A 20,075-nucleotide genomic window follows, 5' to 3' on the forward strand; every position below is an offset into this window, starting at 1 on the left:
GCATCGTCATTCGCGGCGGATGGGCCGAGGTACACTTGGGCCATGCGCGCCCTCCTCCTCGCCACGACCCTCCTGCTGCCGGGAACCGCCATGACGCCCTCCGCTCCCGCGAACGCCTCCCGCCTCGTATCCCTGCGCCTGGGCCAGCTGCAGGTGTGGAAGCTGCAGGACGGGCGGATCCCCCTCGCCGCCTCGCTCCTCAAGGGCATCGATGCCGCGGAGGCCAAGCGGATGCTGGGTGGGAAGGATGCCGCGGACACGCCGGTGAACGCCTTCCTCGTGCGGATGCCGGGGCACACCGTCCTGGTGGACACGGGCATCGGCAAGGATCCCGAGGAGGACTCGGGCCACCTGGCAGAGCAGCTCGCCGCCGCGGGCGTGGCGGCCTCGGACATCGACCTCATCCTCATCACCCACGACCACTTCGACCACATCGGCGGCCTGCTGAAGGCCGATGGCACGCGTGTCTTCCCGAAGGCGGTCCTGCGCGTGGCCCGCCGCGAGCACGCCTTCTGGACCGAGGACCCCGCGCGCCTGCCCGAGCGCCTGCGGGACCGGGCGCCGAGGCTGAAGGCCCTCTTTGGGGTCTACGAGAAGGCCGGGGCCTTCCGCCCCTTCGAGGATGGCGAGGAGCTCGCCCCGGGCCTCCGGGCCATCCCGGCCCACGGCCATACGGGCGGCCACACGGTCTACGCCTTCAGCTCCGAAGGCCGTGAGCTCTGGTGCATCGGCGACCTCATCCACTTCGGCGCGGTGCAGTTCCAGCATCCGGAAGTGGGCGTCGCTTTCGACCTGGATGGGGACCGCGCCGTGAAGGTCCGGCAGGAGCTGTTCCGCGAGGCCGCCCGTCGGAAGGCGGTGCTGGCGGGCGCGCACCTGCCGCAGCTCGTGCGGATCACCCCGAAGGGCGCGGGCTACGAGGCGGTGCCCGTGCCCTGAGGCGTCTATTCGCGAGGCAGCAGGTCCAGCAGCGTCTCCGCGGCCTCGCGGATGCGCGCGGGGGGTGTGCTGAGGGGCGGCAGCAGGTAGAGGCAATCGCCCATGGGGCGCACCAGGAGGCCGTGGTCCAGGGCCTGACGGTGGAGACGCCAGCCGAAGCGGTCCTCCGTGTCGTGGGCCTCGCCCGTCGTCGGATCCACCAGGCGGCAGGCCCCGATGGTGCCCAGCACACGGGCCTGGCGCACGGCGGGATGCGCGGCCAGGGCGGTGAAGGCTGCGGTCATCGCCTCGTTCAGGGCGGCAGCGTTCGCCAGCACAGGCTCGTCGTCGAAGAGGGCCAGGCTGGCGCAGGCCACGGCGCAGGCGATCGGATTGCCCGTGTAGCTGTGGCCGTGGAGGAAGGCGCGGCCCGAGGCGGGCGTGCCCCAGAAGTGGCCGTAGATCTCTTCCGTGGCCCAGGTCATGGACAGGGGCAGGGTGCCGCCCGTGAGGCCCTTGGAGAGGCAGAGCAGGTCCGGTGCCACGCCTGCTTGCTCGCACGCGAGGAAGGTGCCGGTGCGACCGAAGCCCGTGGCCACCTCGTCGAGGATGAGGTAGACGCCGTGGGCGTCGCACTGGCCACGCAGCTCCTGCAGCAGCTCTGGCGGCCACATGCGCATGCCGCCCGCACACTGGATGAGCGGCTCGGCGATGAAGGCGGCGAGCCGCTCTCCGTGTGTGGCGAAGAAGGCGCGCAGGCCCTGGCGGGCGGCCTCCAGGCGCTCGGGCCAACCTGCGAGATCCGGCGCCAGCTCACGCCGCGGATCCTCAGGCACCTCCAGGCGTTCACAAGCCAGCAGCAAGGGCCGGAAGAGGCCGGTCATGAAGTTGTCCAGCTCGCCCACGCCCACGGCGCCGAGGGTGTCCCCGTGGTAGCCGCCGCGCAGGGCGCCGAAGCGGTCGCGGCCCTTCTGCCCCCGCTGGAGCTGGGCCTGGAAGGCCATCTTGAGGGCCACTTCCACGGCGGTGCTGCCGTCATCCGAGAAGAAGGCGCGGGTGAGGTTCGGCGGGAGCTTCGGCCGCAGCCGCACCACCAGCTCCAGCGCGGGCTCGTGGGTGAAGCCCGCGAACATGACGTGGTCGAGCTTCGCCGCCTGGCGCTCCAGGGCGCTCACCAGCTTCGGGTGCCCGTGGCCGTGCAGGCAGGTCCACCAGCTGGAGACGCCGTCCAGCACGCGTTCCCCGTTGGCCAGCAGCAGGTCGCAGCCCTCCCCGCCGATCACGGGCACCGGCGGATCGGCCTCATGCACCTGCATCTGCGTGAAGGGATGCCAGAGATGGGCGCGGTCCAGGGCGAGGCGATCAGTCCAGTCGGGGGGCAGGGGCGTCGGCATGGCTCCAGTCTAGGCCAGCCTTGTTCAGGTCTTGGGATCGCCGCGGGGGACCTCGGGGTAGAGCTTCTGGGCACACTCGGGGCAGATGCCGTGGCTGAAGTCGGCCTCAGTGTGCTCGGAGATGTAGGTCTCCAGCTGGTTCCAAGAGCCCATGTCGTCGCGGATCTTCTTGCACGACGCGCAAATGGGGATGATCCCGTGGAGCGTTTTGATGGTGTCCAGGGCGGCCTGGAGTTCCTGGGTGCGGGTGGTGACGCGCTGCTCCAGTGTGTCCTTCAGATCGTTCAGCTCGCGGAAGGAGACCCGGAGCGCATCGGTCATCTGCTGGAAGCGGTCATTGAGGTGCTGGATCTCCTCGACGCGGCTGGGGGCCAGGACCAGAGGGGCGCCCGGATCCCCGCTAAGGCGCCCGGGGAAGGCGCGGGTGGCCTCCTCCAGGCGGGCGATGGCCCCGGTGAACCTGCGGCTGAACAAATGGGCCAGGCTGATGGTCAGAAGGATGAGGAGCAAGAGCGTGCCGAGGCCCCGGATGGTGATCCGGCTCAGACTCGCGATCAGCGGGGCCAGGGGAGATTCCACGACCAACTGCCAGGGGAGTTGCGGGCTCAGGAGCCCCTCCTGGACGAGGCAGGACTCACCCCACCGCTGCATGGTGCTGCGCCCCGGCCGGGACGGGGGGAGGACGTGCCAGACCCCCTCAGCGAGCCAGCGGCGCTCGCCGGGTGGTGGGGTGAAGGCCGCCATCATGGTCAGGTCCTTCCGGGTGCTGGAGACCACGTGCCCAGATCGGTCGAGGAGGGTCAGCCGGGCGTCGGCGGAATTGGCGATGATGGCGAGGAGGCCCTGGATCAGCTTGGCATCCACGATGCCGATGCAGTAGCCGTCGTACCCTCCCTTCCGGACCACGGGGACCACGAGGGAGATGACCGGCTCCGGCCGGCCGATGCGGCCCATGACCACGTCGGCCACCCAGGGCGTCAGCCTTTCGCGCAGGATCGGGATGTAAGGCCGATCGGAGAAGTTCCGTCCAAGGGTGGCGTGCCCCAGGTCATCAACCAAGGGGCTGAAGGCGATGACCTCCGCATGGACATCCAGCACGCCGGCCCGCTTGAAGGCCGGCATGGCCGTCCGGATGGCCTCCACGGCGCGCTGCAGGTCCCCCCGACGCTGGTTGGACTGGGCGGCCAGGTTCGCCAGAGTGGCGATGCTCTGATGGCGGTCCCCAATCCAGGTTTGGAGCACCTGGCGGGCCACCAAATCGAGCTCGGCGCTCTGGCGGATCAGGTCCTGCTCACCCCGGCGGACCTCCTGGCGGACGAAGACCGTCAGGTAGAGGAGGGCCGGGAAGGTCACCAGCGACACCATCGTGACGAAGACCACGGAGCGGAAGGTCGGCCGGGCCATCCTGTTCCCAACGACCCGCGCTCGCCAAGCCAGGGAGAGGATGCAGGCCAGCAGGGTGTTGAGGATGCCGTTGATGGCCTGCTTCAGGAAGACCAGCGCCGTTGCCTGGATCGGGGTCCGCAGCACGAGGTGGTAGAACACCCAGATCAGGGGGATCCCCAGGGCACCCCAGAAGAGAAGGTCCGCGAGAAGGAGATCCCACGACCGGCGCCGCACCAGCCAACCTACGAAGAGGGCCTCGCCCCCGAGGATCACCATGGCCCAGGGATGATTCCAGAGCATCCAGGTGGCGCTGCCCGCGATCAGGGCCGCCACCACGCCGGGCCCTTCGCCAAGGTGGAGGATCGCGAGCATCACGAAGACCGATCCAAAGATCAAGTCCACGTTGAAGAAGATCTCGTAGCGCAGCAGGTTGACCAGCAGCCCGGCCAGCCCGAAGAGGAGCGCGGGCAGCAATCGGTGACGGAACAAGGCTGGAGCTGGCATGGGACCCGTTCCCGCGGGAGGAAAGGCTGGACCGACGATCAATGTGGGAAGTCATCCCACCTGTGCGTGAACATCCGGAGCAGGCTCTGGCGGCTTGACTGCGCAGAGGATAGCGCCTGGATCGGTCGGAGACCCTCTGAAAGTTAGTTCAGGACGTGGACCGGGACGGGGAGGAAGCCCCGCAGGACAGACGCGTTCTCTTCCGCTGCCTCGGGGCTGGTGCCGTCGGCTCCGGGATTCAGCAGCACGCCCTCGACCCGCCACCCGCGGAGCATGAGGGCCTCGGCGCTGAGCAGGGTGTGGTTGAGGGTGCCGAGGCCGCCCAGGGCCACCAGCACGCAGGGGATCTGCAGGTCCGTGGCCCAGGCCAGGAAGTGGACCTTAGGCGCCAGGGGCACCATGAGGCCGCCCACGCCTTCCAGCAGCACCCGGCCCTCGGCGGGGCGACGGCACCAGGCGGCGGTGGCTTCCAGGTCCAGCCTGCGGCCCTCCTGCAGGGCGGCCGCCAGGGGCGACAAGGGCGCCCGCAGGAGGACGTGGCTTTCGGCGGTGATGCCCGAACCGGCCACGGCGCTGGCATCGGCTTCGGGATGATCCGGCCGGTCCACGCCCGTCTGGAAGGGTTTGCGATAGCTCACGGGACCCGAGACCGCCCAGGCCCGCGCGATTCGCGAGGATACGAACGTCTTCCCCACGCCCGTTCCGGTTCCGAGGACCCAGAGCGGGCTGGGGAGGGCATCGAGGTTCAGCATGGACTCAGGGGCCGATCAGCGGGGGGCGCCGCCCTTGTTGAGCTGGGCCAGCAGCTGCCGGGCCTGGGTGGCTTGCTCGCTGTTCGGGGCGAGGACCAGCACCTTGTTGAAGGCCTTGGCGGCTTCATCGGGCTTGTTGAGATCGCCGGCATACACGATACCGATGTTGAAGAGGCTAGGCACGTGCGCCGGGTTGATCTTGCCGGCCTTCTGGAAGTTCGCCAGAGCCTTGTCGAACTGCCGGAGCTGGCGGTACATCACGCCCTGGTCCGTGAGGATGTCAGGGTCGTCAGGCTTCAGGGCCAGGGCCTTGCCGTAGGCGTCCACGGCCTTCTGGGGCTGGTGGCTGTCGAAATAGTCGTTGCCGAGGCCCACCCAGGCGTCGTGGTTCTTGGGTTCGGCCTTCACGATGCCTTCCAGCTGGATGATGCGAGCCTGCATCTCCGCATTCGGAAGGCCCATGCCCGGTGGGATCTGACCGGGGGCCGCGGCACCAGCCGCGCCAGGGGCCATGCCGCCGCCCAGAGAGGGCGCGGGCAGGACCACTCCAGCAGCGGGGGAGGCGGCGCTGGGTGTGGCTGCATCCTTAGCGCCACTGCCGCCGACGACATAGCCCGCGAGGAATCCAGCAGCAAGACCTCCAGCCAGGGCGAACATGATGTTCCGGTTCAAATGCCACCTCCTGATGACCTTCCGGTCTCCTGGAATTCTCCCACAGGTCTTGGCCGGGATCAGACGGGTGAAGAAAATAGGCGCAAAACTCCCGGAACGAAATACTCCATGCCAGGATAATTCCAACTCTGAGTCCTGACCGAGGTAGCCGTGGCCGATGCTTCACCCCGCCCCCCCACCCTGGGCCGATACCGTGCTGCGGCCGTGCTGGTGGTCGGGGCGGTGCTTTCCCTGGTGGGGTTTTTCCTGGCCCAGGACGCCCACCATCGCCAGGTGGAGGCGCAGTTCCACGAGGCGGCCCGCGACCGCGCCGAAAGCGTGGTGCAGGGGTTCCGCCACGGTTTCGAAGATGTCCTCGTTCTCCGAAGCTACTTTGAAGCCAGCGATGATGTGAGTCGGGCGGATTTCGACGCGTTCACGGCGTCCACTCTCGCCATGCACCCCTACATCCAGGCTTTCCAGTGGCTGCCAGCGGTCGGCCCGGAAAACCGGAGCGCTCTGGAGGCGGAGGGGCGGCGCTTCTATCCTGGCTTCCACTTCTTCCGGCGCAATGAGGCGGGACAAAGCGAGCCTCTGCCCCCGCACGCGCGATTCTACGCGATCCAGTTCGTGACGCCTTTCTCGGGCAACGAGGTGACCTTGGGCTATTCGGCCGAGCACCTGGCCACCCGGCAGGAGGCGCTGGCCAGAGCCCTGCGCACCGGGGAAGTCTCTGCCAGCGGACGGATCCACCTGCTCCAGGATACGACTGCCCAGGCGGGGATCCTGGTGATGGCCGCGGTGCGGGACCGGCAAGGCCGCAATCTGGGAGTGGTGCAAGGAGTCTTCCGGGCGGGCGACCTGGTCCAGAAGTCCATCGCCATTCTGGAACCGCGGGGGGTGGACCTGTGCCTGTTGGACGACAGCGCCCCGGAAGCCGAGGCCCTGCTGCACCGCGAACCCTCGCCCCTGCCCCCGTCCGCCGCGGGCGGTTCATCCAAGCTCCGGCAGGCCCTCGGTTTCGACCTGGCCGGCCGCCGCTGGGAGGTGGTGGTGACCCCGACCCCGGGCTACTACGACCTGGGGGCTGGCTGGCGGGCGTGGAGTGTTCTGGCCGGGGGCTTCGCCTTCAGCTTGATCCTCGCGGCCTACGTGCGGGGGTTGCTGACCGGCCAGGCGCAGATCCGGACTCAGGTCGAGGCCCGGACGCGCGAGTTGGCGCTGGAGACGGAGAGCCACCGCCGGGACGCGGCGGCCCTGAGGGAGAGCGAAGCCCGGTTTCGCCATCTGGTGGAGGTGATGGGGGAAGGCATGTGGGTGGTGGACCCGGAAGGAATGACCACCTTCGTCAATCGCCGCATGGCCCAGATGCTGGGCTACTTGCCGGAGGAGATGGTCGGCCGTCCCCTGTCTGACTTCATGTTCGAGGAGGACCGGGCGGCCTCGGACCGCCACATGGCCCACCGGAGGAACGGGAATGGCGGCCAGCATGACTCCCGGTTCCGGAAGAAGGACGGTTCGGAGGTGTGGACCATCGTGACTGGCAACCCGGTGCTGGACGATGAACGGCGCGTGGTGAGCGTGCTGGGGATCATCACCGACATCACAGACCGCCGCCGGGCCGAACAGGCGCAGCTCCAGAGCCAGAAGCTGGAGAGCCTCGGCGTGCTGGCGGGCGGCATCGCGCACGACTTCAACAACCTCCTCACGGCCATCCTCGGCAACATCAGCCTCGCGCAGCTCTGTACGCCGCCGCTCTCGCCCGCGCAGCCGTACCTGGAGAACCTGGAGAAGTCCGTCCATCGCGCCACCAGCTTGACGCGGCAGATGCTCGCCTATTCCGGCCGGGGGCGTTTCACGGTCGCCCCTCTGGACCTGAACCAGGCCGTGGAGGAAATGTCCCATCTCCTGGAGGTCTCCATTTCCAAGAAGGTGACCCTGCGGTTCCAGCTCCAGTCCGGCCTGCCCGCGTTGATGGCGGAGGCCTCCCAGATCCAGCAGGTGGTCATGAACCTGGTCACCAACGCGTCAGAGGCCATCGGCGACCGGGAAGGCATCGTCTCGGTCCGCACGGGAACCCAGTCCTACGCAGAGGGGGACCTGATCCGGGACTTCCCGGGTCAGACCATCGAGCCCGGCAGCTTCCTCACCCTGGAGGTGTCGGACACGGGGCAGGGCATGAGCCCCGACATCCAGGCCCGCATCTTCGAGCCCTTCTTCACTACGAAGTTCACGGGCCGCGGGCTGGGACTGTCGGCCATGCAGGGCATCGTCCGGGGTCACCGGGGCGGCATTCGGGTCTACAGCGAGGTCGGCAAGGGCACCACGTTCAAGGTCATCTTCCCGGCCGGCCTGGAGGCGGCGCCCGCCAGGCGGGAGGAGGCTGAGCCCACGAGTTGGGTTGGGTCGGGCACCATCTTGGTGGTCGATGACGAGGAAGGTGTGCGCGCCGTGGCCGATGCGCTCCTCCGTTCCATGGGATTCGAGGTCCTTGAGGCCAGGGATGGCCAGGAGTGCCTGGACCGGTTCAAGGCCGAGGGCAGCCGGATCAAGGCCGTGCTCCTGGACCTCACCATGCCGCACATGGACGGGGTCGAGACCTTCCGCCAGCTGAGGGCCCTCGATCCTGCCTGCCGGGTGGTGCTGATGAGCGGCTACAACGAGCAGGAGGCCGTCCACGATTTCCTGGGCAAAGGCCTCGTCGCCTTCGTGCAGAAGCCTTTCCAGCGTACGGGCTTGATGCAGGCCATGCAGAAGGCGCTGGGAGGCTGACCTCCATGCGCCGGATCAGGCGCCCGGAAGTTCCAGGGCCAGGGCCTCGACGAGGGCCTGGATCTGCACGTCCTCAAGATGGGCGCCGGTGGTGATCCGCAGGCGGGCCGACCCCTCCGGCACCGTGGGCGGGCGCACGGCGCGCACATCGAAGCCGCGGGCCTGGAGACTTGTGGCCAACCGCACCGCTTCCGCATCGGGGCCCACGGGCACGGGCACGATGGCTGAGGGCTGGTCGGCCTGCCCCAAGGGGCGCCGGAGGTGCGCGGCGTGGGCCAGTGCCCGCTTCCGCCGCCAGGGTTCCGCCTGGGCGATGCGCAGACCCTCCAGGGCCGCGCCGAGGACGGGCGGGGGCAGAGCCGTGGAGAAGATGAAGCCCCGAGCCGTGTTGAGCAGGTGCTCCCGCAGCAGGGCGTCGCAGCAGACGAAGGCCCCGAAGGCGCCCAAGGCCTTCCCAAGCGTGCCCATGACCAGGGGCACCCGGCCGTGGACACCCTGGAGCTGGGCCAGGCCCGCGCCGTTCGCGCCCAGCAGGCCCGTGGCATGGGCTTCGTCGATGAGGAGCAGGGCGCCGTGGCGGTCGCAGAGGTCCAGCAGGGCCGGCAGGTCCGCCGCGTCACCATCCATGCTGAACACGGCGTCCGAGGCCACCAGGGCCAGGGCCTCCGCAGGGACGGAGGCTCGCCAGGCGGCGAGCTGGGCCCCGAGGTCCACCAAGTCCAAGTGCCGGTAGATGCCCAGATGGGCGCCCCCGGCGCGGGCCATGCGGCAGCCGTCCACCAGGGAGGCGTGGTTGAGGGCATCGGAAAAGACGGCATCGCCAGGGCCCACCAAGGCGGGGAGGAGCGTGGCATTGGCTTGGAAGCCCGTATTGAAGAGCAGGCAGGCTTCAGTCCTCTTCCACTGGGCGAGGGCGGCTTCCAGCTCGTCATGGAGGGGCGTGGTGCCCCGGAGGAGACGGGCACCGCCCGCGCCGGACCCGTGGTTGCGGGCGGCCGCGGCGGCCGCCTCGGCCAGGCGCGGATCCCGGCGCAGGCCCAGGTAGTCGTTGGAACAGAAATCCACCCCTCCAGCCGGATGGATGGCCCGGTCCCGGCCCAGGGCTCGGCGGTGTTCGGCCTGGTGCCAAAGGCGTTGCCGCCAGGGGGAGGGGAGCATGGAACCTCAGGGTCCTTGGAGGCAGGGTAAGGGTGGGGGAATGTTAGGATCTGAGGGGGATCCACCGCGGATCCCCCTTGGAGCGTGGCATGGATTATCAGCAGTCGTGGCAGGGAGCTTCCACCGGAGCACAATCCCGCGTCGATTTTGTCCGAAGCGTCTACCTGTGGCTCATGGGCGGGTTCGCCGTGGCGGCTCTGGGGGCCCTCAGCGCCCCCTTGATCGGCAATGCCCTGATTTCGGTGGCGGGCCGCTTCTGGTTCTGGGTCCTCTTCGGCGTCCAGTTCGGGTCGCTGATGTTCGCCTCCCGGGTCAGCCGGCGGAAGCCCCTCAACCGGGTGGCCTATGTGCTGTTCACCTTCATCTCGGGCGTCATCGCCGGCATCATCGCCCTCGCGCTGGCCCAGGGGGCCGGGTTCAGGCCCGTGTTCATGGCCTTCGGGCTCACGGGCGTGGTGTTCATGACCCTGACGGTCACGGCCTTCGTCTCCAAGAAGGACTTCAGCTTCCTGCGGAACTTCGTCATTGTCGGCATCGCCGTGATGTTCTTCGGCAGCTTGGCGGCGGCCATCTTCCACCTGGAGACGTTCAGCCTGATCATCTCCGGCGTGGCCGTCATCGCCTGCTCGGCCAAGCTGCTCTGGGACACCTCCGCCATGCTCCGCACGGACGACTTCGGCGATCCCGCCGGGTTCGCCCTGGCCCTGTTCGTGAGCCTCTACAACATCCTCATCTCCCTGATGAACCTTCTCGGCGGACGGCGCCGTTAGGCTCCTCCTCGCATCCAAGGAATCCCATGCTCCGTGCTTCCCTGATCTCCCTGATCGCCCTCGGTGTCGTCGCCCAGGAGCCCGCGAAGGCCCCCGCCACCGCCACCGCTCCCGCCCAGGCGGCTGCACCCGTCCAGGCCCCGGTCTCCGCGCCCAAGCCCGAAGAGGTGGTGCTGGCCAAGGTGGGCGGCGAGCCCATCACCGAGGCTGACTTCCAGGCCGCCTTCCACCTGCTGCCTCAGCAGGAGCAGATGCAGATCCTCATGCTGCAGGGCGGCAAGGAGGAGTTCGTCAAGCGCATGGCCGAGAGCAAGCTCCTGGCCGTGAAAGCCAAGCGCATGGAGCTGGACAAGACCCCCGAATTCCAGCGGGCCGTGGACCGCACCCGGGATGACCTGCTGGCCCGCGAGTTCCTGGCCAAGGAGAGCGAGGCGCTCCAGAAGAAGCTCGTGGTTTCCGAGGCGGATGTGCACGCGTTCTACGAGAAGAACAAGGACCGCTTCAAGCAGCCCGAACTGGCCAGCGTGCGCCACATCCTGGTGTCCGTGAAGCATGAGGGCGATGCCAAGGGGCTCAGCGAGGCCGAGGCCAAGGCCAAGGTCGCGAAGATCCAGGCCGAGTTGAAGAAGGGGGCCAAGTTCGAGGCTATGGCAGAGAAGTACAGCGACGACCCCGGCAGCAAGGAGAACGGCGGACTCTACAAGGACGCGGATCCCTCGGAATGGGCGCCAGAGTTCGGCACCGCCGCCCGCACCCAGCCCATCGGGAAGGTGGGAGCTCCGGTGAAAACTCAGTTCGGCTACCACCTCATCAAGGTGGAGAGCCGCAAGGCCGCGCGTCAGGTGCCCTTCGAGGAGGCCAAGTCCGTGGCCGAGCAGGGCGCTCAGCGCGAGCGGCAGGCGGCGGTCTGGAACGAGCTGATGGACAGCCTCCGCAAGGAGATCCCCTTCGAGCTGGTGACGCCTGCCACCAAGCCTGCTGTCGCAGCTCCCAAGCCCGCTGAAGCTCCCAAGCCTGCCGAAGCCCCCAAGCCCGCTGAAGCCCCCAAGGGAGGTGCCCGTTGAAGGCACTGAGTCCCATCCTGGCCCTGGCACTGCTGGCGCCTGCGGGTCTGACCGCCGAGGTGCGCGAGGAGATCCTCGTCATCGTCAACAGCCACATCATCACCCGGCACGACCTTACCCAGGCCGTAGAGCAGCAGCACGCGGCCCTCTACCGCCAGTTCTCCGGCAAGGAACTGGACGAGAAGCTGAAGGATGCCCGGGAGAAGACCTTGCAGGGCATGGTGGATGCCTACCTGCTGGAGGACAAGGGGGCCGAGCTGGGCTCGCCGGTCACGGATGACTACGTGCGCGCCAGCATTGACGGCATCAAGAAGGAGAACAACTTCGCCACGGACGCCGATCTGGAGCGGGCTCTGCGCAGCAGCCTCGGCATCGGCCTTCCCGAGTTCATGAAGCGGCAGAAGCAGCAGGCGACGCAGCAGTACGTGCTTCAGCGTGAGGTGTTCTCCAAGGTCGCGGTGGAGGACAACGAGCTGCGGGCCTACTACGAGGATCACAAGGAGGAATACCGCCTCCCCTTCCGCTTCCGCCTCCGCGAACTCGTGCTGGCGAAGGGCGCCACGCCCGAGGAGCAGGCGGCGGCCCGCGTGAAGCTGGCGGAGATCCAGGCGGCGCTCAAGGCCGGCAAATCCTTCGAGGAACTGGCCAAGGCCAACTCCGTGAGCCCCAGCAAGGCCACGGGCGGGGACCTGGGCTGGATGAACAAGGGCTTCCTCCGCGCCAGCATCGAGGACGCGGCCGTGAAGCTCAAGCCCGGCGAGGTTTCGGCTCCCATCGAGACGGACAAGGATCTCTACCTGATCCAGCTCATCGCCCTGGAGGACGCCCCGGTCAAGGACTTCGCCGAGGTGAAGGCCAAGATCCTGGAGAAGCTCCAGGAGCCCAAAGCCCAGAACGCCATCGAGCAGTACCTGTCGAACCTTCGGATGCGCGCCAACATCCGCTACCTGGTGCCCAAGGAACAGATCGTGAAAGGTTGAGCCATTGAGACTGGATGCCTTCCTCAAGAAGAGCCTGCTCATCAAGCGGCGCGAGCTGGCCAACCAGCTCTGCGACGAGGGCATGGTGCGCGTGAACGGCGTGCCCAGGAAGGCCAGCCATGATCTGAAAGTCCAGGACGAGCTTGAGTTCCCGCTGTACAACCGGGTGCTGAAGGTGCGGGTCCTGAACCTGCCCGAAGGCAACGTGAAGAAGGCCGACCAATGGTCGCTCTTCGAGGTGCTGGAGGACAAGCGGCTGCCTCTCGACCTGGGCTATGGCGACGAGGATCCCTTCAGCCCCCCCCCCAAGGTTCCGCGCAATCATTGACAGCCACTGTCGCATCAGCTGCCCGAGCCTGATGAGTCGCAGGGAGTTTTCATGTCCGACCAGCCGCTCCTCCGCAGCCTGAAGGAAGGCGCCGCCTTCCAGGGCTTCCTCCTGGCCCAGGAGGCCGCCTACAAGATCAGCGCCAAGGGCAGCGAGTACCTGGAGTTGAAGCTTTCGGACGCGTCCGGCGATCTCAAGGCCTTCCTGTGGGATGTGCGGGCCATTGAGGGCGACATGGACGCCGTTCGGGCGGATGCCTTCCTCTGGGTGAAAGGCTCGCTGTCCAGCTACAACGGCCGCCTCCAGATGAAGCTGGACAAGGTGCGCTTCGCCGCGGACGCCGAGGTGGGCGACCTCTCCCGGTTCTTCCCCGTCAGCGCCCGCCCTGTGCCAGAGATGCTAGCCGAGTTGGACGGGCTCATCGGGTCCGTGGAGGATCCCTGGATCCGCCGCCTGCTGGAGGCCCTGTTCGTGGCGGACACGGAGCTGCGCGCGGCCTTCGCCCAGGCTCCGGCCGCCAAGTCCATGCACCACGTCTACCTGGGCGGCCTGCTGGAGCACACCCTCTCCGTGGCGGGCATGGCCGAGCGTGCCTGCGGACACTACCGGGACCTGAACCGCGATCTGGTGCTGGCCGGGGTCTTCCTGCATGACGTGGGCAAGACCGCCGAGTTGAGCTACCAGCGCAGCTTCGGCTACACCGACGCGGGCAACCTGCTGGGCCACATCGCCCTGGAGGCCGACTGGATCAGTGGGGCAGTGGGCAAGATCCCCGGGTTCCCCGAGGACCTGCGCCTGCAGATCCTGCACATCGTTCTCAGCCACCACGGGCGCCTGGAGTATGGCTCCCCGGTGCTGCCCAAGACCCCCGAGGCCCTGCTGGTCCACTACCTCGACGATCTGGACGGCAAGCTGGAGGTGATGTCCAGGGCCACGAAGGATGAGTCAGACAGCGGTTCCTGGAGCCCCTACAGCCGGGCCCTGGACCGCATGATCTACAGGCGGCGCTGGCCCAAGGTTGAGCCTGTCCAGAAGTGATCAATCATGGGTTTTGATTGACCAATTATGAACAGTCTCGAAGGGAATAACCTTCATCTGGGCAGGTCCGGCTCGGCAGAAGGTGAGAGGAAGTCTTGATAATTCAGGCGATGTGCTAAACATGCCTGGGTAACGAACCCCTGGCACGGCTTTGGCCCTAGAGGAAGGTCCCACCCTTCCTGAGGCCCGCCATGAAGCTGTCCCGCAAAGCCAAACGCTACGACGATTCCGTCCTGCCCGGTGAATTCCACGGGTTCGAGCCCTTCCACCAGGCGGATCTGGAGTTGGATGGCACTCTGGCGGGGTTTCTCCGGCGGGGTGACGACGGGGTGCAACTGGGCGAAATGGTTCTGGAGTGCCACGCGCCGAAGCGGCTCAGCTTCGCCAAGTTGAAGACGAAGGCCGAGATGCTCTCCGAGAAGGTGAACTACCTGAAGGAGCGCCTGGAGATCGTGGACCATGACCGCCGGGGGATGTACATCCAGCTCCGCAGCCTGCCGCCCTACAAGGACGACACCCAGATCCAGTTCAACGAAATCAGCCTCGGCAAGAACAAGGTCGTGGTGAAGCGCATTGCCTTCTTCCGAAAGGAAGAGGTAAAGCAGCAGGTGCCACTCCAGCTGTCCGAACTGGAGCTCAAGCGCCTCCTGTTCGATATTCGACAGGCGATTGCGTAGATCGGTAAACGCTTTAACTATTTGCTATAACGACAAAAAGGGCGCCGTTGGCGCCTTTTTGTGATGTCGCTGCGCCGGAAGCGTGCAGCGCTGAATGCAGCGCATGACTTGGGGATTGGAAGACCGGGCTGGGTGTGAGGCTCTGCACGACGGGGGCCGACTTCGTTGGGGTGAGGGGTCAACTGTGGACCTGATGTTCTGCTCGACGGGGGCCGGGCTTCGTTGGGGTGCGGGGTCAACCGTGGACGTGATGCTCTGCTCGACGGGGGCCGGGCTTCGTTGGGGTGCGGGGCCAACTGTGGACGTTATGCTCTGCTCGACGGGTGCCCAAAAAGGACGCTGCACTGCAGCGTCCTTTTTGACCCGTCAGAGCATCGCCATCCAGCCACCGCTTTCGGCGGCTCGGATGGGGCCTTCGGGGAGGTCGCTTTCCTTGAAGAGGAAGTGGTGGCTGTTCCAGCTGCCACAGCTATCACAGCGGTCCGCGTAGTCCTGGGTCTTGTGGCCGCAGACGGCGCACTCGAAGCGGAGTTTGAGGATCCCCAGGTTGCGGAGCAACTGGCGGTACTCGTTCAGCGAGGCATCCAGACGGCCGCGGCGGCTGTGGATCTTGGCCATGAAGAAGAACAGGATCGGGCTGTAGACCACCTGGCTGCGCACCTCCTGGAAGAGGTCCAGGGCTTCGTCCAGGATCTCCAGGCGGTAGAGCATCTTGCCCAGGAAGAACTTGGCGGTGGTGGCGTGCTTGGAGGTGGCAGCAACCCGGCGCATGAGGGCGAGCCCGTCCTCCGGGCGGCCCAGCTGGATGAAGTAGTCCTCGATCTCCTGAAGGAAGGTGCCTTCGCCGGTCTTGCGGAAGCCTTCGATCCAGATTTCCAGGCCCTGGGCCTCCTGGTCCTGCAGGATCATGCAGCGCCCAAGGCTCAGATAGGCGGGGACGAAGTCCGGCTCGTCCTTGATGACCTGCTGGAAGACCTGGGCCGCGTCCTTGAACTGATCCGCCTCGACCTTGGTAATGCCGACCTGGTAGGCCAGGGCGGCCCCCTGGGCCTTCTCGCCCTGGGTGAGCTCGCTGGGAAAGAGGCTCAAGAGTTTCTTGTGGGCCTCCAAGGCCTCCTCCCAGCGCTGGGCGTCCATGTGGAGCGCCCGCAGGCGTCGCCAGGCTCGCAGTGCTTTCTTGGGACGGCTGGACACCAGCTTGCCCAGCACGGCTGCGGAGGCCTCGGGATTCCGGGTGGCCATATAGGCCTCGGCCAGCTGGTAGACGGCTTCGACCAGCTCCGGTTCGTCATCGCACAGGGCCTGGAACAGCTTCACGGCCTCGTCGGGGCTGCCGGTCTTCAGGAGGATCTCACCCATGAGCAGGCGGGCGGGCGCGTGATCCTTGCGCTGGTCGAGGATGCTCTCCAGGATCTCCTTGGCTTCCCGCGGCAGGCCGTGGGCCACGAGATCACGGGCGTCCTGCATGCGCTCGGAGATCCGCTTCACCAGCCTGGTGTCGGCGGAGGCGTTCAATCCGCGCACCAGCCGCACCAGCTCCATGATGCCGGTGTAGAGGATGTTCAGCAGGAAACCCAGCAGGAACGCCAGCAGGATGACGCTCTGGATCTTGATGTCTTCGCCGAAGATGACGACTTCGCGCACGAGCAGGTCGTGGTTGGTCAGGTACAGGTTGCCCAGTACAAACAGCACGAAGGCCAGGAGCACGAAGAAAAACACGTTTACAAGACGCATGGGCCGACCTCGAAAGCTGGGCCTAGCATGACACAGGTGGCCATTGGCTCTCAGCTGTCAGGTCCCGGAACTCAGTCTTCAGCGGGGCGGTCGATCCAGGCTTTCGCCGCTTTTAGGTCTTCCCACACGGCCCGGCGAACATCCTGGGTGTACTGACGCAGTACGTAGGCGGGGTGGAAGGTGGGCATGACGGGGATTTCGCGACCGCCGACCCGCACCCGTTTCCATTGGCCCCGTACCTTCGTGATGCCTTCACTGAGACCCACCAGTTCACGCAGAGGCGTGGCACCCAGGGTGACGATGACGACGGGCTGGATCAACTCGATCTGGCGATGCAGGTAGCCGAGGCAGGTCCGAGCCTCGTCGGGACTGGGCGTGCGGTTGTCGGGGGGCCGGCACTTGACCACGTTCGCGATGTAGGTCTCCTCGCGCTTCATCCCGATGGCGCCGATCATCTTGTCCAGCAGCTCGCCGGCCTTGCCCACAAAGGGGCGGCCCTGCAGGTCCTCGTCCCGGCCGGGTCCTTCGCCCACCAACATGAGCCGGGCTTGGGGACTGCCTTCGCCGAAGACGAATTTCAGGCGGCCGGGCCCCAGGGGACACGCCAGGCAACCCTGGATGGCCTTCTCCAGTTCCGGGAGGGTGGCTGCGGCGGCCACGGCCTCGGGCGGCGGGCAGCCCACGGGGTCCGTGGGGGGGGTGTAGGCCGTGGCGGCTGCGGGAGCCGGTCGGGGGGCCGGTCGGGGCGGAGCCTCAGCCGGGCGCCTGGTTGGGCCTAAGGCTGGGCCTGAAGCTGGGCGTGGGGCGGAAGCCGGGAGGGCCGGCTTCAGCGCCGCCACCACCGGTTCGCGGACCAAGCCCATCACCCCCAGCTCCTCGAGGGTGTCGCGCCAGGCTTGAAGGGGCGAATCCATAGCCTCCAGCCTAGCCCGGAACTAAGCCTCGGGTTGAGGCATCCTAGGACGTTGGAGTCCGTGCATGGAGCAGTCCCCCCAGGAAACCCCGTTCGGCAGCGAAGAGGCCTTCCACGGCGCCTTCGCCGAACTCTATCCCCGGCTGGTGAGTTACGCCCGCCGCTATGGCGCCACCTTCCCGGAAGACATTGCCCAGGAGGCCTTTGTCATCCTCATGCAGCGAGAAGTGCGGGTGGAACATCCCACCGCCTTCCTCTATGGGACGGTGAGAACCCTGTCCCTCACGGAGCGCCGCCCCATGAAGAACCAGAACCTCAGCCTGGAAGCCGTGGCCGAGCCCGGCCTGGCCGGTGGGGCCGATGATCAAGTGTTGAATCAGGAGGTGCGGGAGCGAATGCGCCTGCTTTCTCCTACCTTCCGCGAGGCCCTGTGGCTCTTCGTGGTCGAGGGTCTCTCCATTCGGGAGATCGCGGACATCCTCGGCATCCCCGAGGCCACCGTGAAGACCCGCATCCACCGGGCCAAGGCCCAACTCAAAGATCAGCTCAATCCCACTGGAGGCGTGCATGTCCTGGTCTGATCCCGCTCGGCGTTTTGAACCCGCCGAGGATGTTCAGTTGCGGGCCGAGCTCCGCGATCTCCTGGGTCTCGGGCCCACGGTCGCCAGCGCCCCTGCGGCACCCAGTGCCGAACTGGCCACCCTGGCCAACGATTTGCGCCGGGAGGCCCTGCGCCGCCGCCGCACGGAACGCAAGCGCCCCTCCTGGGGCTTGCTGGCCGCCGCGGCCCTGCCCCTGCTGGCCGTGCTGGCCGGTCTTGGCACCTGGGGCTTCCAGCAGAAGCACCGGGCCGACGATCTGGCCCTCCAGACCCAGCGCCAGGAACAGGAACTCACCCGCATGGCCGCCACCCACGCCATCGAAGTGGCCAGGGAACGTCAGGCCAAGGAAGAAGTTCAACAACAACTTCAGTTGGCCTCGAGGCAAGGGGTGGGGCGCAAGACCGAACCATACCTGGTCATCCCCGTGGAGAAGCCTCTGAAGTTCCAGGGCGAGGATTACCAGCGGGTGAAGGCCAAGCCGCAGCAGTAGCTCCGCGCTTTGGGGGGAGAAGGAAAGAGAAGAGCCGGCTTTGCCGGCTCTTCTCTTGGGCGTCCCGGGGGGTGTGCGCGTAGCGCGCCCCTAGATCCCTGCCACACATGCGTGGCGGGGAGGACCCCCGGAGAATATCATCCGGCCTGACTGTGATTGGCAGGCGTCCAGCCGCGCTCATTCAGGAGCTTCACGCCCTGGATGCGGGTGAGGCGGAAGGCCATCTCCTCCTGGTGAAGGTGGCAGAAGGCCAGCAGGTGGTCCTCCTGGATGGTGCGCGGGGAAACCCGCCGCAGCTGCGTGCGATGGGCGGCCGGGGGCAGGTAGGTGAGTTCCACCATGAGGGTGTGGCCCGCCGCGTATTCGAGGATGCGCTGCACCTCCTCGGCCAGCTGGTCTTCGCCGCCCAGGTGGAGCATGGGGATGCGCCGCTGGACTTCCTGGTAGAGGGCCGGGTCCTCGTCGTGGAGGCGCTGGAGCGCCGACCGCACCATCTGCTGCACGGGCTCCAGGTGGTGGTTCATGCCCTTCTCGTCCACGAAGGCGAGCGCGGCCAGGGCCCACAGGTAGAACTTCTCGTCGGCATCCACGCTCAGGGCCAGGAAGCGGCCGGGCTTGGGCATGAAGCCCGCCTGCTTGAGCAGGGCATGGGCGTTGCCATCGCCGCGCACTTCCAGCACGGTGTCGGACAGCGTGGCCAGCTTGAGGGGCGCCAGTTCCGGGCGCAGCTTCAGTTCATCCGCCAGGTGGGCCGTGCGGGCACGCACGAGCCGCACACCCTGGTGAACTTCCACTTCGCCCACGCGGCGGGAGAGGTCCTCCAGCAGCTGGAGCAGGGGCTGGGGCAGGGTCTGCGTGGAGGCGCCCAGGCGCTGGCCCAGTTCCTCAAGAAGCACACCGGCATCAAGCGCGCGCACCAGGGTGGCGTGGCTCACCCGGAAGGTGCCCATGGCATCCAGGGCTTCCACATCCGCCAACTGGGCCAGCTGAAGCAGCCGATGGGGATTCTGCAGCAGCGGTGTCAGCAACTCCAAGGTGGGCTGGAGGATCATGGGCTGATCAACCTCCAGGGGCTGCCAGTGGGCGGCGGTGCCCTTCAGATCGCGCAGCAGGTACTCGTGGGCCAAGGCCTCGCCGTGCTCAGAGAGCCGCAGGTGTGCGTAGCCTTCGTCGGCCTGGATGATGCCCATGCGTCCCAGGAAGGGCAGGAACACACTGCGAGTGCGCTCTTCGTCCAGGGGGTGGAGGGTCTTGAGGAAGGCCAGGAACGGCTGGACGGCAAGGGCCTGACCGCGGCGCTCCAGCAGGTGCTGCATGAGGAAGTGGCGGTCTTCGGCGGGGGGCATGCCCCAGGCCTTGAGGTCGTGCTCCAGCAGGCTGGCGAAGGCGCGCTCGGCCACCCACCGGGGCGGATGGCTGGTGACGGCGGGCAGCAGCGTCTCCACGCGCCCTTCGCGGCTCCAGAGCAGGCCCAGGCGGTGCAGGAGGGTGAACAGCAGGGTGGCATCCTGTTCCTCCTGGAGCATGGCGTTGCGCTGCATGAGCTGGCCCAGTTCCTTTTTCGCGGGCAGGCCACCCTTCAGCACGCGCAGACCCGACACGCAGCGCAGGAGGACGCTCGTGAGGGCCAGGGAGAAGCGGAATGGCTCTGCGGCGTGCATTTTCACGCCTTCAGGTGCCTGGAAATTCAAGGCGCCGTCGTCGAAGTCGTCGAGTGCGTCGGCCACCCGCTCGGCCACGGCCCAGCCCTCGCCAGCAGGAAGGATCAGCCCCAGTCCGCGGAGCGTCTCGATCGCCGGCTCGGCGGGAAGGGTGCCCTCGTTCGCCAGATGTTTCAGTGCTACGAGAGAGCCGCTATCCAGGTCGGCCAGGGTATCGGCCAGACGCTTGTGATCCTCCAGATGGAAGACCATGGTCTTGAGCAGGCGCATCCGGCCATCCGTC

General features: G+C 67.2%; 18 protein-coding genes. 10 read left to right on the top strand and 8 right to left on the bottom strand.

Going from position 1 to position 20,075, the window contains the following annotated elements; translation table 11 throughout:
- Nucleotides 1-42: 42 nt before the first annotated feature.
- Nucleotides 43-939: an MBL fold metallo-hydrolase gene (locus tag NOV74_RS08310; protein ID WP_257311022.1), complete on the top strand. Its 897-nt coding sequence runs from the start codon at nucleotides 43-45 to the stop codon at nucleotides 937-939.
- A 5-nt stretch (nucleotides 940-944) separates the two neighbouring features.
- Here NOV74_RS08310 and bioA read toward each other — a convergent pair whose 3' ends face one another.
- The 4 genes from bioA to NOV74_RS08330 all read right to left on the bottom strand — a co-directional run bounded on the left by bioA (nucleotide 945) and on the right by NOV74_RS08330 (nucleotide 5,626).
- Nucleotides 945-2,312 carry an adenosylmethionine--8-amino-7-oxononanoate transaminase gene (gene bioA, locus NOV74_RS08315; protein ID WP_257311023.1) on the bottom strand — a complete coding sequence of 456 codons (1,368 nt, stop codon included), beginning with the start codon at nucleotides 2,310-2,312 and terminating at the stop codon, nucleotides 945-947.
- Nucleotides 2,313-2,336: 24 nt separating this feature from the next.
- Entirely contained in the window at nucleotides 2,337-4,202 is a 1,866-nt protein-coding gene (locus NOV74_RS08320; protein ID WP_257311025.1) for a hypothetical protein, read from the bottom strand.
- A 143-nt stretch (nucleotides 4,203-4,345) separates the two neighbouring features.
- Nucleotides 4,346-4,954 carry a dethiobiotin synthase gene (gene bioD / locus NOV74_RS08325; RefSeq protein WP_257311026.1) on the bottom strand — a complete coding sequence of 203 codons (609 nt, stop codon included), beginning with the start codon at nucleotides 4,952-4,954 and terminating at the stop codon, nucleotides 4,346-4,348.
- 15 nt (nucleotides 4,955-4,969) lie between these two features.
- Nucleotides 4,970-5,626, bottom strand: a complete 657-nt coding sequence (locus tag NOV74_RS08330; protein ID WP_257311027.1) for a tetratricopeptide repeat protein — start codon at nucleotides 5,624-5,626, stop codon at nucleotides 4,970-4,972.
- 150 nt (nucleotides 5,627-5,776) lie between these two features.
- Between NOV74_RS08330 and NOV74_RS08335 the strand changes: the two genes are divergently transcribed.
- Nucleotides 5,777-8,377 (top strand): CHASE domain-containing protein, encoded by a 2,601-nt coding sequence (locus tag NOV74_RS08335; protein ID WP_257311028.1) that lies wholly within the window; start codon nucleotides 5,777-5,779, stop codon nucleotides 8,375-8,377.
- 15 nt (nucleotides 8,378-8,392) lie between these two features.
- Here NOV74_RS08335 and NOV74_RS08340 read toward each other — a convergent pair whose 3' ends face one another.
- The gene (locus tag NOV74_RS08340; protein WP_257311030.1) at nucleotides 8,393-9,535 is read right to left on the bottom strand and encodes an aminotransferase class I/II-fold pyridoxal phosphate-dependent enzyme; all 1,143 of its coding nucleotides are present in this window, start codon (nucleotides 9,533-9,535) and stop codon (nucleotides 8,393-8,395) included.
- Nucleotides 9,536-9,624: 89 nt separating this feature from the next.
- Between NOV74_RS08340 and NOV74_RS08345 the strand changes: the two genes are divergently transcribed.
- The 6 genes from NOV74_RS08345 (at nucleotide 9,625) to NOV74_RS08370 (ending at nucleotide 14,392) form a co-directional block, all read left to right on the top strand.
- Complete coding sequence (locus tag NOV74_RS08345; protein WP_257311031.1) at nucleotides 9,625-10,305, top strand: Bax inhibitor-1/YccA family protein; 681 nt, start codon at nucleotides 9,625-9,627, stop codon at nucleotides 10,303-10,305.
- 26 nt (nucleotides 10,306-10,331) lie between these two features.
- Entirely contained in the window at nucleotides 10,332-11,369 is a 1,038-nt protein-coding gene (locus tag NOV74_RS08350) for a peptidylprolyl isomerase (protein ID WP_257311032.1), read from the top strand.
- Nucleotides 11,366-12,349 (top strand): peptidylprolyl isomerase, encoded by a 984-nt coding sequence (locus NOV74_RS08355; RefSeq protein WP_257311034.1) that lies wholly within the window; start codon nucleotides 11,366-11,368, stop codon nucleotides 12,347-12,349. Before NOV74_RS08350 ends, NOV74_RS08355 begins: the two co-directional genes overlap by 4 nt.
- A gap of 4 nt (nucleotides 12,350-12,353) precedes the next feature.
- Nucleotides 12,354-12,677 (top strand): RNA-binding S4 domain-containing protein, encoded by a 324-nt coding sequence (locus NOV74_RS08360; protein ID WP_257311035.1) that lies wholly within the window; start codon nucleotides 12,354-12,356, stop codon nucleotides 12,675-12,677.
- 51 nt (nucleotides 12,678-12,728) lie between these two features.
- Nucleotides 12,729-13,715, top strand: a complete 987-nt coding sequence (locus tag NOV74_RS08365) for a 3'-5' exoribonuclease YhaM family protein (protein WP_257311037.1) — start codon at nucleotides 12,729-12,731, stop codon at nucleotides 13,713-13,715.
- Between the two features lie 191 nt (nucleotides 13,716-13,906).
- Nucleotides 13,907-14,392, top strand: coding sequence for a hypothetical protein (locus tag NOV74_RS08370; protein ID WP_257311038.1), 486 nt, complete (start codon nucleotides 13,907-13,909; stop codon nucleotides 14,390-14,392).
- Nucleotides 14,393-14,758: 366 nt separating this feature from the next.
- On the opposite strand, the gene NOV74_RS08375 is transcribed toward NOV74_RS08370, so the two are convergent.
- Both NOV74_RS08375 and NOV74_RS08380 read right to left on the bottom strand, forming a co-directional pair.
- Nucleotides 14,759-16,126 carry a tetratricopeptide repeat protein gene (locus NOV74_RS08375; protein WP_257311039.1) on the bottom strand — a complete coding sequence of 456 codons (1,368 nt, stop codon included), beginning with the start codon at nucleotides 16,124-16,126 and terminating at the stop codon, nucleotides 14,759-14,761.
- A gap of 71 nt (nucleotides 16,127-16,197) precedes the next feature.
- Nucleotides 16,198-17,040, bottom strand: a complete 843-nt coding sequence (locus NOV74_RS08380) for a uracil-DNA glycosylase (protein ID WP_257311040.1) — start codon at nucleotides 17,038-17,040, stop codon at nucleotides 16,198-16,200.
- Between the two features lie 64 nt (nucleotides 17,041-17,104).
- Here NOV74_RS08380 and NOV74_RS08385 point away from each other — a divergent pair, with 64 nt between their 5' ends.
- Nucleotides 17,105-17,620 carry an RNA polymerase sigma factor gene (locus NOV74_RS08385; RefSeq protein WP_257311042.1) on the top strand — a complete coding sequence of 172 codons (516 nt, stop codon included), beginning with the start codon at nucleotides 17,105-17,107 and terminating at the stop codon, nucleotides 17,618-17,620.
- A complete protein-coding gene (locus NOV74_RS08390; protein WP_257311044.1) occupies nucleotides 17,607-18,131 on the top strand; it encodes a hypothetical protein in 525 nt (174 codons plus the stop codon). Before NOV74_RS08385 ends, NOV74_RS08390 begins: the two co-directional genes overlap by 14 nt.
- Before the next feature lie 137 nt (nucleotides 18,132-18,268).
- On the opposite strand, the gene NOV74_RS08395 is transcribed toward NOV74_RS08390, so the two are convergent.
- Nucleotides 18,269-20,062, bottom strand: a complete 1,794-nt coding sequence (locus NOV74_RS08395) for a helicase-associated domain-containing protein (RefSeq protein WP_257311045.1) — start codon at nucleotides 20,060-20,062, stop codon at nucleotides 18,269-18,271.
- Nucleotides 20,063-20,075 lie beyond the last annotated feature (13 nt).

This window comes from Geothrix fuzhouensis, from assembly GCF_024609325.1.
GTDB classification, from domain to species: domain Bacteria; phylum Acidobacteriota; class Holophagae; order Holophagales; family Holophagaceae; genus Geothrix; species Geothrix fuzhouensis.